The sequence below is a fragment of the Pseudomonas sp. RL_5y_Pfl2_73 genome, from assembly GCF_963970515.1.
In the GTDB taxonomy this organism is placed as follows: Bacteria; Pseudomonadota; Gammaproteobacteria; order Pseudomonadales; family Pseudomonadaceae; genus Aquipseudomonas.
In genome coordinates this window covers 14,961-28,630 of record NZ_CAXAPD010000046.1, presented here as the reverse complement: position 1 = coordinate 28,630, position 13,670 = coordinate 14,961, and the positions used below count along the sequence as shown (strand labels likewise).

The window sequence follows — 13,670 nt, the reverse complement described above, 5'->3', positions numbered from 1 at the left end:
CCCCCCCCCCCCCCCCCCCCCCCCCCCCCCCCCCCCCCCCCCCCCCCCCCCCCCCCCCCCCCCCCCCCCCCCCCCCCCCCCCCCCCCCCCCCGCGATGGCGGTCGAGCTCGGATCCGTTACACTGCCCCGATCCAAATTCAACCAGGAGAGGGGCATGGGCTGGGATCGCGCAACACCGTTCATTATTGATCTTCAGGTAAATGCCGAGGACATCGACGGGCTGGGCCACGCCAATAACGCGGTGTACGTCAACTGGCTCGAGCGCTGCGCGTGGCGCCATTCCCAGCGCTTGGGCCTGGATCTGGTGGAGTATCGGCGCCTGGACCGGGCCATGGCAGTGGTGCGGCATGAAATCGATTACCTGGCAGCCGCCTATGAAGGCGATGAGCTGCAATTGGCGACCTGGATTGTCGACTGGGACCAGCGGTTGAAGATGACTCGGCATTTCCAGCTGATTCGTCCCAGCGACAGCATCACGCTGCTGCGAGCCCAGACCACCTTCGTCTGCATCGAATTGTCCACTGGCAGGCCCAAGCGCATGCCGGCGGAATTCATTGAGGGTTATGGTCCTGCGTTGAAGCCATCCGGCGTCCTCATCGACTGACCCTCCGTTATCGCGAGCAGGTTCCCCCAAGGAATTTGTGGCGAGCACAGGATTTTCGAACGATCGATAACCCCTGTGGGAGCGGGCTTGCTCGCGAAGGCGGCGGTACATTCAACCTCTCGGCAAGCGGACCCACCGCATTCGCGAGCTAACCCTCCCACAAGGGATTTGTGGTGAATGCCGGATAGGTGGGCAAAATCCGGTAAACTGCCGCACGTTTTTTCGTTTGAGTGCGTGTTTCCATGCAAATTGCCCTGGCGCCCATGGAGGGGTTGGTCGACAACATCCTACGGGATGTCCTGACCCGTGTTGGCGGTATCGACTGGTGTGTCACCGAGTTCATCCGTGTCAACGACCGTCTGCTCACGCCGGCCTATTTCCACAAGCTCGCCCCTGAGCTGCTGACCGGTGCCCAGACGGCTGCCGGCGTGCCGTTGCGGGTGCAGTTGCTCGGTTCCGATCCGGTGTGCCTGGCGGAAAACGCGGCGTTGGCGTGCGAGTTGGGCTCGGAGGTTATCGACTTGAACTTCGGTTGCCCGGCCAAGACCGTGAATAAATCCCGGGGCGGGGCGGTGTTGCTCAAGGAGCCGGAACTGCTCAATGAAATCGTTGAGCACGTGCGTCGTGCGGTGCCAAAACACATCCCGGTCACCGCCAAGATGCGCCTGGGTTTCGACAGCCCGGACGGCGCGCTGGTGTGTGCCACTGCGCTGGCCGAAGGCGGGGCAGCGCACATCGTGGTGCACGCGCGGACCAAGGTCGATGGCTACAAGCCTCCGGCCCACTGGGAGTGGATCCCCCGGGTGCAGGAAGTGGTCAAGGTGCCGGTGTTCGCCAATGGCGATATCTGGAGCGTGGAAGATTGGCGCCGTTGCCGCGAAATTAGCGGTGTCGAAGACATCATGCTCGGTCGCGGTCTTGTTTCCCGCCCTGATTTGGCCCGACAGATCGCCGCGGCCCGGTCCGGTGAGGACGTGGTCGAGCTGTCCTGGGCCGAGCTGCAGCCGATGCTCCACGACTTTTGGGTGCAAGTGGTTGAGCAACTGACACCGCGCCAGGCCCCAGGCCGTTTGAAGCAGTGGCTGGCGATGCTGACTCGCAATTACCCCGAAGCGGTGGCGCTGTTTACCGCCTTGCGCCGGGAAACCGACCTGGACGCGGTGGGCCATTTGCTGGGTGTGCAGCGCACCGAAGCGGCCTGAAAAAAATCAAAAAAACGCTTGAAAAGTTTTTGGCGGCCCCTAGATAGGGGTTACGCGATGCCGAATTCGGGTCGCGGAGACAAAAAAGCTTGCTGACTTTTTCAGGAGATTTGAATCATGAGTACTGCATTTTCGTTGGCCCCCCTGTTCCGTTCTTCGGTAGGTTTCGATCGCTTCAACGACTTGTTCGAAACCGCCCTGCGCAACGAGCCGGGCAGCAGCTATCCACCCTACAACGTGGAAAAACAGGGTGATGACGAGTACCGCATCGTGGTCGCCGCCGCCGGGTTCCAGGAAGAAGACCTGGACCTGCAAGTGGAAAAAGGTGTGCTGACCATCAGTGGCGGCAAACGTGAAGCCCACAACGACAGCGTCACCTACCTGCACCAGGGCATCGCCCAGCGTGCGTTCAAGCTGTCTTTTCGGTTGGCGGATCATATCGAGATCAAGTCCGCCGGCCTGAGCAACGGTCTGTTGAGCATCGACCTGCTGCGGGTGATCCCGGAAGAGGCGAAAGCCAAGCGCATCCCGATCAACGGTGCGCAGCAGCCGGCGCTGCAGAATTGATTTACGTGCAGAAACACTATTGTCTGAATGGACGATAGGCCGGTGAATGAAGGCCCCGACATGTCGGGGCCTTTTCTTTGAGGCTTGGAGCACTGCTACCGTGTTTGCCGTTACTTACTCGGCTTTTTACAATCCCCGCCGAGAAAAAACTGGCACCTCTCCATACTCTCACCGGTCCTGGAGCTTTCTTCATGGATGAGATGGAACAGCGCTGGCTATATGCGCGTTCTGCGCCATTGGTCGCCCTTAATCCCAATGCTGATTACACCGCGCCTACCTATTGTTTCGACCTCAAGCATGTCGATGTCGAAGGCGGCTGGGGCATCACCACGCGTGAACAGTTGCTTTAATCCATCAGCGCAACAACCGCTCAAACGCCTCCAGCGGCAGTGGTCGGCTATGCAAATAACCCTGGTACAGATGGCAATCGAGCCCTTGCAGGAATTGCAATTGCTCTGGGGTCTCCACCCCTTCGGCAATCGTGATCAGGTTGAGGCTGCGGGCCATGGCGATGATGGCGCGGATGATTTCGGCGTCGTTGGGGTCGGTGGTGGCGTCGTGCACGAATGACTGGTCGATTTTCAGTGTGTCCACCGGCAGGCGCTTGAGGTAGGTCAGCGACGAATAACCGGTGCCGAAATCATCCATGGCAAAGCTCACCCCCAGCTTCTTGAGCCGGCGCATCTTGGCGATGGTGTCGTCCAGGTTCTGGATCACGATACCTTCGGTGATTTCCAGTTTCAGCAGGGCGAAGGGCAGGTCGTGAGTGACGAGGCTATTTTCGATGCGTTCGACAAAGTCGCTCTGGCGGAATTGCCGTGGGCTGATGTTCACGCAGAGGCTGAATTGCTGGGGATCGATCTTGCCCTTGGCGATCAGTTGCTTGAAGCCGGCGCAGGCTTCATCGAGGATCCAGGTCCCGACTTCCAGGATCAGGCCACTGTCTTCCAGCACTTTGATGAATTCATTGGGCGATTGGGCGCCCAGGTCCGGATGATGCCAGCGCACCAGGGCTTCGGCGCCGATGATGCGGTTGTCCCGGGCATCGACCTGAGGCTGGAAATGCACGCTGAACTCGCCACGGGCCAGGGCAAGGCGCAGGTCGGTCTCCATGCGCAGCCGTTCGCTGGCGGCTTTTTGCATGATGGTGTGGAACATCTGCGAGGTGTTGCGCCCTGAGTCCTTGGCGCGGTACAGCGCAATGTCGGCGCGCTTGAGCAAATCGGTGGGCGTGGAACCGTGGTCGGGAATCAGCGCCATACCGATGCTCGGCGTGACCTGCAGGCGCTGGCCATCGAGAAACATCGGTTCCGAGAGCAGTTCGCGCAGGGTGTTGGCCAGGGTCTGCACTTGCTTGCTGACATCGCTACGCGAGCCTTCCAGGCCGCTGAGCAGCACCACGAACTCATCGCCGCCCAGTCGTGCGACGGTGTCTTCCAGGCGCACGCTGGCTTCCAGGCGCGCGGTGATGATCTTCAGTACGGTGTCGCCCACCGGGTGACCGAGGGAGTCGTTGATGTGCTTGAAGTGGTCCAGGTCGAGAAACAGCAGGGCGCCGCGCAGGTTGTGGCGTTTGAGCAGGGCGATCTGCTGGCTCAGCCGGTCCATCAGCAAGGCCCGGTTGGGCAGGTTGGTCAATGGGTCGTGGTAGGCCAGGTGGCGAATCTGAGCTTCGGCATTGCGCAGCAGGCTCACGTCCCGGGCGGTCAGCAGAAGGCACGCGGTTTCATTGAGGGTGATGGGCTCGACCGACACTTCCACGGTGAGGATATCCCCGAGTTTATTGCGCCCAAGCATTTCCTGGTGGACTACGCGGCCCTTGAGTTGCAGTTCGGCCAGCAGCGCGGCGCGCTGTTTTTCTTCGGCCCAGATCCCCACTTCGTAGACCGTACGCCCAATCACTTCGTCGGCGCGGTAGCCGGTCAACCGGCAGAAACCGTCGTTGACTTCCAGGTAGCGACCGCTTTCGAACTCGGTGATGGTGATGGCGTCGGGGCTGGAATGAAACGCCTTGGCGAATTTCTCTTCGCTGGCTTTGAGGGCGGCTTCTGAGCGTTGTTGTTGTGTGATGTCCCGCAAGGTCGTGACGATGCAGGGCTGGTTGCCGACGTTGATTTGCCGGCTGGAAATCACACAGGTCATTGACTGGCCGTTCTTATGGTGGGCGACGATGGCGACATTGTTCAGCGATTGTTCGCGGATCACTCGTTCGATGCGTTGCAGGCTGCTGCCGGAGGCGTCCCAGAGGCCGATTTCGTCGGCGTCGAGGCCGATCACGTCGCTGGCGGTCCAACCGAAGGTCTGGGTGAAGCTGGAATTGATCTCAAGGAACCGTCCGCTGTCCTGGTGAGTGACGCAGATGGGGTCGGGGCTGACCTGGAACAGCGTGGCGAATTTTTCTTCCGAGGCGGCCAGGCTCTGCTCACGCTCCACCTGGTCGGTGATGTCGAGCAAGGTGCCAGCCATGCGCAATGGGCTGCCGTCGTCGTTGCGGTAGAGGCGGGCGCGGCTTTCCAGGTAGCGCGAGCTGCCGTCCGGCAGTTGCACGCGGTAGGTCAACTGATAGTTGCCCGCTGGGCCCTCGCGCAGGCTGCGATAGGCGTTGCGCATGTTGTTGCGTTCTTCAGTGGGGACGCCTTCGAAAAACGCATCGAACGATTCGTGGAACGGCTTGGGTTCCAGGCCATGGAGCTGCGCGGCCCGGGCAGAGCCGTAGAGCATGCCGCTGGGAATGTGCCAGTCCCAGGTGCCCAGTTGCGCTGAGTCGAGGGCCAGGTCCAGGCGCTCCTGGCTGTCCTTGAGGGCCTGTTCGGAGAGTTTGCGCTCTGTGGTGTCGAGGAAGGTGCTCAACAGGTAGGGTTGGCCCTCCAGCTCGACTTTCTGCGCGCTGAGCAGGCCGCTGTGGATCTGGCCGTTGCTGGTCCGCAGTTCCACCTCCATGCTCGCCAGTTCGCCGCTGGCCTTGAGGACTTCCAGCAGTTTTGTCCGTTGCCCGGGATCGACCCACAAGCCCAGTTCCAGGGTGGTCCGGCCGATCACATCGTGCCGTGGCCAGCCGAACAGGCTTTCGAAATACTGGTTGGCCTCGCTGATCATCCCGTCTTCCTGGCGGGTCAGCAGTACCATGTTCGGGCTCAGGTGGAACAGCGTGGCAAAACGTTTTTCCGAGCTGCTCAGCGCCTGTTCCCGCTCGCGCTGATGGGTGATTTCACGGATCACCCCGATCATGCGCGGACGACCGTGCTTGTCGGGTAGCACGCTGCCGCTGATCTCCAGCCAGTGCAGGCTGCCGTCGGGCCAGACGATGCGGTGGTGCATCGCCTGTTCCAGAGGCGCCCCGGCCACTGCGGCGTGAAAGGCGCGCACGGCCCGGGCCCGGTCTTCGGGCAGTAGCAGGTCCAGATAGTCCACATCCGCGGGCAATGGCTGGCGCGGATCGAAGCCGAACAGGGCCTGGGTGCCGCGGGACCAACTGATCTGTCCGCTGTCGATGTCCCACGACCAGGCCCCCAGTCGCGCACCGTTCAGGGCGGCCAGCAACTGCGGCGCGCTGTCCCAGCTCTGCTCGGACCGTTTCGGGTCGAGCGCCTGAATGCGCGGCAAGGGCGGAAGGTGGTCAGCGGGTTTGGGCATTATCTAGCGAGCCTTGAGCGGGTTTTGGCATAAAGCACAAGCATTCGGGCCCTACAGGTGGGGCACAACCTATGCCTTTGTCCCTGGCAAATCGATTTGTGCGTCCAGTAAGGCCATGAAAGCCCGTGCGGCGTTCGACAGCGTCCGTTCGGTGTGCAAGATATAGCCTAGTTGGCGACTGAGTTGTATGCCCGGCAAAGGAATACGTGCCACCTGTTCGTCGAGCATGGTGCGCGGCAAGACGCTCCAGGCCAGGCCGATGGAGACCATCATTTTTATGGTTTCCAGGTAGTTGGTGCTCATGGCGATGTTCGGCGTCAGGCCCTGGGCTTCGAACAGTCGTTGCACGATGTGATGGGTAAACGTGTTGCCCCCCGGGAAAACCGCCGGATGCAAGGCAATGTCTGCCAGGCTGACCGCGCCGTTTTCCAGCAATGCGTGTTCCGGGGCGACCACGAAATCCAAGGGGTCGTCCCACACCGGTGTGGCCCGTACCAGCGTGTGGGGTTCGGGGGCGAGGGTGATGACGGCCAGTTCCGCTCGGCCATGAAGAATTTCTTCGTAGGCCACTTCCGAATCCAGGAACTGGATATCCAGCGCCACCTGGGGGTAGCGCCGGGTGAATTCGCGCAATAGCGGTGGCAGGCGGTGCAGGCCTATGTGGTGGCTGGTGGCGAGCGTCAGGCGCCCAGTCACTTCGCCGGTCAGATTGGTCAGGGCCCGACGGGTGTCGTCCAGCACGTTGAGGATCTGATAGGCCCGTGGCAACAGGGCCCGGCCGGCCTCGGTCAGGCCTACTTCTCGGCCGAGGCGGTCGAACAGGCGCACCTTGAGCTGTTGTTCGAGGCCGGCAATGCGCTTGCTGATGGCCGGCTGGGTCAGGTGCAGGTGTTCGCCGGCGCCGGAGAAACTGCCCGTCTCGGCGATGGCTATAAAGGCATTGAGGTTGGCGAGGTCCATGGCGGTTCCGGTCGAATTCCAGTTGGTTATGCAAAGTATGAAAAATATGAATTTGAGTTATTTAATGTAACCCCATAGGATCAGCCTCACAAGCCAAGGGGTTATTGATTCGTTCAAGGCCCGGGGCATAGAAACAAGCTGATGAGGAACCGTCCGATGGCCGGCAAAACGCTCTACGACAAGCTCTGGGATTCGCATTTGGTCAAGCAGCGCGACGATGGCTCGGCGCTGATCTACATCGATCGCCACATCATCCACGAGGTGACTTCGCCGCAAGCCTTCGAAGGCCTGCGCCTGTCCGGGCGCAAGCCTTGGCGCATCGATGCCAACATCGCGACCCCGGACCACAACGTACCGACCACCCCGGAGCGCAAGGGCGGCATCGAAGCCATTGCCGACCAGGTCTCGCGCTTGCAGGTCCAGACCCTCGATGATAACTGCGACGAATACGGCATCGTCGAATTCAAGATGAATGACGTGCGCCAAGGCATCGTCCACGTCATCGGCCCGGAGCAGGGTGCGACCTTGCCTGGCATGACCGTGGTCTGCGGCGATTCGCACACCTCGACCCACGGTGCTTTCGGCGCCCTGGCCCATGGCATCGGCACCTCCGAGGTGGAGCATGTGCTCGCCACGCAGTGCCTGGTCGCCAAGAAAATGAAAAACATGCTGGTGCGCGTCGAGGGCGAGTTGCCGTTCGGCGTGACCGCCAAGGACATCGTCCTGGCGGTAATCGGCAAGATCGGCACCGCTGGCGGTAACGGCCATGCCATCGAGTTCGCCGGCAGCGCGATCCGCGACTTGTCCGTCGAAGGCCGCATGACCATCTGCAACATGTCCATCGAGGCCGGTGCCCGCGTTGGCCTGGTGGCTGCCGATGAAAAAACCGTGGAATACGTCAAGGGCCGTCCGTTCTCGCCAAAGGGTGCTGAATGGGACATGGCGGTCGAGGCCTGGAAAGACCTGGTCTCCGATGCCGATGCCAAGTTCGATACCGTGGTCGAGCTCGATGCAGCGCAGATAAAGCCACAGGTCAGCTGGGGCACTTCGCCTGAGATGGTGTTGGCGGTGGACCAGAACGTACCGGATCCGGCCAAGGAAATGGACCTGGTCAAGCGGGACTCCATCGTCCGTGCCTTGAAATACATGGGCTTGAGCGCCAACCAGGCGATCACCGACATTCAGCTCGACCGTGTGTTCATCGGCTCTTGCACCAACTCGCGGATCGAAGACCTGCGCGCCGCGGCGGTGATCGCCAAGGGGCGCAAGGTGGCTTCGACCATCAAGCAGGCCATCGTGGTGCCGGGCTCGGGCCTGGTGAAGGCCCAGGCTGAAGCGGAAGGGCTGGACAAGATTTTCCTCGAAGCCGGTTTCGAATGGCGTGAGCCGGGGTGCTCGATGTGCCTGGCGATGAACCCGGACCGTTTGGAGTCGGGCGAGCATTGCGCCTCCACCTCCAACCGTAACTTCGAAGGCCGTCAGGGCGCCGGTGGCCGTACGCACCTGGTGAGCCCGGCCATGGCCGCGGCGGCCGCTGTCAACGGCCGTTTCGTCGACGTCCGCGAATTGATCTGAAGGAGCGCAGCATGAAAGCTTTTACCCAGCACACTGGTCTTGTCGCGCCTTTGGATCGTGCCAACGTCGACACCGACCAGATCATCCCCAAGCAGTTCTTGAAGTCCATCAAGCGCACTGGCTTCGGCCCGAACCTGTTCGACGAGTGGCGCTACCTGGATGTCGGCCAGCCGTACCAGGACAACTCCAAGCGGCCGTTGAACAAGGATTTCGTGCTCAACGCCGAGCGTTACCAAGGCGCCAGCGTGTTGCTGGCCCGCGAGAACTTCGGCTGCGGCTCGAGCCGCGAGCACGCGCCGTGGGCCCTGGAAGAGTACGGTTTGCGCAGCATCATCGCGCCGAGCTATGCCGACATCTTCTTCAACAACAGCTTCAAGAACGGCTTGCTGCCGATCATCCTCAGCGATGCTGACGTGGATGAGCTGTTTCAGCAGGTCGAGGCCAACCCCGGCTACCAATTGCAGATCGACCTGGCCGCCCAGACCGTGACCCGTCCCGACGGCAAGGTGCTGGGTTTCGAGATCGACGCGTTCCGCAAGCATTGCCTGCTCAATGGCCTGGACGATATCGGCCTCACTTTGCAGGACGGCGAGGCAATTGCCGCGTTCGAGGCCAAGCACCGGGCGAGCCAGCCTTGGTTGTTCCGCGATGTTTGATTGATCTGAAATTGATGTAGTCAGTGCTGACCTCTCGCGAGCAGTACTGACACCACAAGGCTACACCCCAAAAGGAAGTCCCCATGACCAGCACCGCCCACAGTCAGGTTGTACAAAAGCAATTCGGTGAACAGGCCTCGGCCTATCTGAGCAGTGCCGTGCACGCCCAGGGCGCTGAATTCGCGCAGCTACAAGCTGCGTTGACTGGTCGTGGCGATGCCCGGGTGCTGGACCTGGGGTGCGGTGCCGGCCATGTGAGTTTCCACGTGGCGCCGCTGGCCGGTGAAGTGGTGGCTTATGATTTGTCCCAGCAAATGCTCGACGTGGTCGCCACGGCGGCGGCCGAGCGTGGCCTGGGCAATATCAGCACGGTATGCGGTGCCGCTGAGCGCCTGCCGTTCGCCGACGCTGAGTTCGACTTCGTGTTCAGCCGCTATTCCGCGCATCATTGGAGCGATCTGGGCCTGGCGTTGCGCGAAGTGCGCCGGGTGCTCAAGCCGGGCGGCGTGGTGGCGTTCATCGACGTTCTGTCGCCTGGCATGCCGTTGCTGGACACCTACTTGCAAAGCGTCGAAGTGCTGCGCGACACCAGCCATGTGCGTGATTATTCTGCCGGCGAGTGGTTGCGCCAGATCAGCGAAGCGGGGTTGCACACCCGTAGCACCTCGCGCCAACGCCTGCGCCTGGAGTACCGTTCCTGGGTCGAGCGCATGCGTACCCCCGAGGTGATGCGTGCGGCGATTCTCCAGCTGCAGCGTTCGATGGGTGACGAAGTGCGTGAATATTTTCAGATTGAAGCCGATGGTTCGTTCAGTACAGATGTACTGGTGCTGTGGGCCGAGCGATAGCATTTTTCCCGGCCAGGCGTTGGGTACAAAGCCCAGGCGTGTGCCGACAGAGCAAACGAGGAAAGCATGAGCAAGCAGATTCTGATTCTCCCAGGTGATGGCATTGGCCCGGAAATCATGGCCGAAGCGGTCAAGGTCCTGGCGTTGGCGAACGACAAGTACGGCCTGGGCTTCGAGCTTAGCCACGACGTGATCGGCGGCGCAGCCATCGACAAGCACGGCGTGCCCCTGGCGGATGAAACCCTGGACCGTGCCCGTGCAGCCGATGCCGTGCTGCTGGGCGCCGTGGGCGGCCCGAAATGGGACAAGATTGAACGCGACATCCGCCCCGAGCGCGGCCTGCTGAAGATTCGCGCGCAACTGGGCCTGTTCGGCAACCTGCGTCCGGCGATTCTTTACCCGCAACTGGCCGATGCGTCGAGCCTGAAGCCGGAAATCGTCTCGGGGCTGGACATTCTCATCGTCCGCGAGTTGACCGGCGGTATCTACTTCGGCGCCCCGCGCGGTACCCGTGAACTGGAAAATGGCGAGCGCCAGGCCTACGACACCCTGCCGTACAGCGAAAGCGAAATCCGCCGTATCGCCCGGGTCGGCTTCGACATGGCCCGCGTGCGTGGCAAGAAGCTGTGCTCGGTGGACAAGGCCAACGTGCTGGCCTCCAGCCAATTGTGGCGTGAAGTGGTCGAGCAGGTGGCCAAGGATTACCCGGACGTCGAGCTGAGCCACATGTACGTCGACAACGCCGCCATGCAACTGGTGCGTGCGCCGAAGCAGTTTGACGTGATCGTTACCGACAACCTGTTCGGCGACATCCTGTCCGACGAGGCGTCGATGCTCACCGGTTCCATCGGCATGCTGCCGTCGGCTTCCCTGGATGCCAACAACAAGGGCATGTACGAGCCGTGCCACGGTTCGGCGCCGGACATCGCTGGGCAGGGCATTGCCAACCCGTTGGCGACCATTCTGTCGGTGTCGATGATGCTGCGCTACAGCTTCAACTTGAACGATGCCGCCGACGCGATCGAAAAAGCCGTCAGCATGGTCTTGGACCAAGGCTTGCGCACCGGCGATATCTGGTCGCAAGGTTGTACCAAAGTGGGTACGCAGCAAATGGGCGATGCAGTAGTCGCCGCGCTGCGGAATCTGTAATCTTTCGGGCCCACCGCTTCGACGGTGGCCCACTTTTGTATAGGTGTAGTTGCGATGAAACGTGTAGGTCTGATCGGTTGGCGCGGCATGGTCGGTTCCGTGCTCATGCAGCGAATGCTGGAAGAGCAGGATTTCGATCTCATTGAGCCGGTGTTCTTCACCACTTCCAATGTCGGTGGCCAGGGCCCTTCCGTGGGCAAGGACACTGGCGTACTCAAGGATGCCTACAGCATCGAAGAGCTCAAGACTCTCGACGTGATCCTGACCTGTCAGGGTGGCGACTACACCAGCGAAGTCTTCCCCAAGCTGCGTGAAGCCGGCTGGCAGGGTTACTGGATCGACGCCGCTTCCAGCCTGCGCATGCAGGACGACGCGGTGATCGTCCTCGACCCGGTGAACCGCAAGGTCATCGACCAGCAGCTGGACGCGGGCACCAAGAACTACATCGGCGGCAACTGCACCGTCAGCCTGATGCTGATGGGCCTGGGCGGCTTGTTCGAAGCCGGCCTGGTGGAGTGGATGAGCGCCATGACCTACCAGGCGGCGTCCGGTGCCGGCGCGCAGAACATGCGTGAGCTGATCAAGCAGATGGGCGCCACCCACGCCGCCGTCGCCGATGACCTGGCCAACCCGGCCAGCGCCATCCTCGACATTGATCGCAAGGTCGCCGAGGCGATGCGCAGCGATGCCTACCCAACCGAGAACTTCGGCGTACCGCTGGCCGGCAGCCTGATCCCCTGGATCGACAAGGAACTGCCCAACGGCCAGAGCCGCGAAGAGTGGAAGGCCCAGGCCGAAACCAACAAGATCCTGGGTCGCTTCAAGAGCCCGATCCCGGTGGATGGCATCTGCGTGCGCATCGGCGCCATGCGCTGCCACAGCCAGGCGCTGACCATCAAGCTGAACAAAGACGTGCCGATCGCCGACATCGAAGGGCTGATCAGCCAGCACAACCCTTGGGTCAAGCTGGTGCCGAACAATCGCGAAATCAGCATGCAGGAGCTGAGCCCGACCAAGGTCACCGGCACCCTGAATGTACCGGTAGGCCGTCTGCGCAAACTGAACATGGGTTCGCAATTCGTCGGTGCCTTCACCGTCGGCGACCAACTGCTGTGGGGCGCGGCCGAACCGCTGCGTCGCATGCTGCGGATCCTGCTCGAGCGTTGATTGGATGTTGCTGTGAAAGAACCCGTGCCTTGTGAGAGGTGCGGGTTTTTTATTGGGAGGCAGTTTTAGGGGGAGGGCTGAACTGGCGTCTTCGCGAGCAGGCCAGCCAGGCGCTGCAAACCCTCCGGCCAATTGCCTGCATACCCACCACCCGGTAAAGTGCCGCTCCCCACGTTTTACCTGAGGTAGATCCATGAGCCAGTCCTTTGATATTGCCGTGATCGGCGCCACCGGTACTGTCGGCGAAACCCTCGTCCAGATTCTCGAAGAGCGAGACTTCCCGGTCGGTAACCTGCACCTGCTGGCCAGCAGCGAATCGGCAGGCAGCTCGGTGATGTTCCGCGGCAAAAACGTGCGGGTGCGCGAAGTCGACGAGTTCGATTTCGGCAAAGTCCAGCTGGTGTTTTTCGCTGCCGGCCCGGCGGTGACCCTGAGTTTCGCTCCACGGGCCACGGCGGCTGGCTGTGCGCTGATCGACCTGTCTGGCGCCTTGCCACCCGAACAGGCGCCGCAGGTCGTGCCAGAAGCCAATGCCCAGGTGCTCGCTGGTTTGAGCAAGCCGTTGCAGGTCAGCAGCCCCAGTGCTTCGGCCGCGGCCTTGGCGGTCGTGCTGGCGCCGCTGCGCGAATGCCTGGATTTGCAGCGTATCAGCCTGACCGCCAGCCTCGCCGTTTCGGCCCAGGGGCGTGTGGCCGTGAGCGAGTTGGCGCGCCAGACCGCCGAACTGCTCAACGCCCGTCCGCTGGAGCCAAAATTCTTTGATCGGCAGATGGCGTTCAACCTGCTGGCCCAGGTCGGGACCCCGGACGAGCAGGGCCATACGCAGCTGGAAAAGCGCCTGGTCCGCGAGTTGCGCCAGGTGCTGAATCAACCTTTGTTAAAGATTTCCGTCACTTGCATTCAAGCCCCGGTGTTTTTTGGCGATAGCTTTAGCGTGACTGTGCAGTCTGCGAGTCCCATCGACCTGGCCAAGGTCAATGCGGCGTTGGAAACAGCGCCGGGTATCGAGCTGGTGGATGCGGGCGATTACCCGACGGCGGTGGGCGATGCGGTGGGGCAGGATGTGGTCTACGTTGGTCGTGTGCGCGGCGGCATCGACGATCCGGCGGAACTAAATATGTGGCTGACGTCAGATAACGTGCGCAAGGGCGCGGCGCTCAATGCCGTGCAGGTGGCTGAGTTGTTGATAAAAGACTTGCTGTAAAAGATACTTGGCATCAATTTGTCGAATGATTCTAGCTGGGCGCTATGCTTGGTCGGAGTGCTGAAGGCGAACATCCCTCTGGGACTTTCCCGGGGCATGAATGA

The 13,670-nt window shown here is 61.6% G+C and carries 12 protein-coding genes; 10 read left to right on the top strand and 2 right to left on the bottom strand.

The window, feature by feature from the left end:
* Positions 1-155: 155 nt before the first annotated feature.
* The 4 genes from AACY42_RS26870 to AACY42_RS26855 all read left to right on the top strand — a co-directional run bounded on the left by AACY42_RS26870 (position 156) and on the right by AACY42_RS26855 (position 2,724).
* Complete coding sequence (locus AACY42_RS26870) at positions 156-605, top strand: acyl-CoA thioesterase (RefSeq protein ID WP_339483476.1); 450 nt, start codon at positions 156-158, stop codon at positions 603-605.
* Between the two features lie 242 nt (positions 606-847).
* Complete coding sequence (locus AACY42_RS26865) at positions 848-1,807, top strand: tRNA dihydrouridine synthase (protein WP_339483475.1); 960 nt, start codon at positions 848-850, stop codon at positions 1,805-1,807.
* 117 nt (positions 1,808-1,924) lie between these two features.
* Entirely contained in the window at positions 1,925-2,374 is a 450-nt protein-coding gene (locus tag AACY42_RS26860) for an Hsp20 family protein (RefSeq protein WP_339483474.1), read from the top strand.
* Positions 2,375-2,565: 191 nt separating this feature from the next.
* Positions 2,566-2,724, top strand: coding sequence for a hypothetical protein (locus AACY42_RS26855; RefSeq protein WP_339483473.1), 159 nt, complete (start codon positions 2,566-2,568; stop codon positions 2,722-2,724).
* Between the two features lie 4 nt (positions 2,725-2,728).
* Here the strand turns inward: AACY42_RS26855 and AACY42_RS26850 are convergent, their stop codons facing one another.
* Positions 2,729-6,007, bottom strand: a complete 3,279-nt coding sequence (locus AACY42_RS26850) for an EAL domain-containing protein (RefSeq protein WP_339483471.1) — start codon at positions 6,005-6,007, stop codon at positions 2,729-2,731.
* Positions 6,008-6,076: 69 nt separating this feature from the next.
* The gene (locus AACY42_RS26845) at positions 6,077-6,967 is read right to left on the bottom strand and encodes a LysR family transcriptional regulator (RefSeq protein WP_339483469.1); all 891 of its coding nucleotides are present in this window, start codon (positions 6,965-6,967) and stop codon (positions 6,077-6,079) included.
* A 156-nt stretch (positions 6,968-7,123) separates the two neighbouring features.
* Here AACY42_RS26845 and leuC point away from each other — a divergent pair, with 156 nt between their 5' ends.
* The 6 genes from leuC (at position 7,124) to AACY42_RS26815 (ending at position 13,566) form a co-directional block, all read left to right on the top strand.
* Complete coding sequence (gene leuC / locus AACY42_RS26840; protein ID WP_339483468.1) at positions 7,124-8,542, top strand: 3-isopropylmalate dehydratase large subunit; 1,419 nt, start codon at positions 7,124-7,126, stop codon at positions 8,540-8,542.
* Between the two features lie 11 nt (positions 8,543-8,553).
* Complete coding sequence (gene leuD / locus AACY42_RS26835) at positions 8,554-9,198, top strand: 3-isopropylmalate dehydratase small subunit (RefSeq protein ID WP_339483467.1); 645 nt, start codon at positions 8,554-8,556, stop codon at positions 9,196-9,198.
* A gap of 83 nt (positions 9,199-9,281) precedes the next feature.
* Positions 9,282-10,046 (top strand): class I SAM-dependent methyltransferase, encoded by a 765-nt coding sequence (locus AACY42_RS26830; protein WP_339483466.1) that lies wholly within the window; start codon positions 9,282-9,284, stop codon positions 10,044-10,046.
* 66 nt (positions 10,047-10,112) lie between these two features.
* Entirely contained in the window at positions 10,113-11,195 is a 1,083-nt protein-coding gene (gene leuB, locus AACY42_RS26825) for a 3-isopropylmalate dehydrogenase (protein WP_339483464.1), read from the top strand.
* Between the two features lie 54 nt (positions 11,196-11,249).
* Entirely contained in the window at positions 11,250-12,362 is a 1,113-nt protein-coding gene (gene asd / locus AACY42_RS26820) for an aspartate-semialdehyde dehydrogenase (RefSeq protein WP_339483462.1), read from the top strand.
* Positions 12,363-12,555: 193 nt separating this feature from the next.
* On the top strand, positions 12,556-13,566 hold the full coding sequence (locus tag AACY42_RS26815; protein WP_339483461.1) for an aspartate-semialdehyde dehydrogenase: 1,011 nt from the start codon (positions 12,556-12,558) through the stop codon (positions 13,564-13,566).
* The last annotated feature ends 104 nt before the right edge of the window (positions 13,567-13,670 follow it).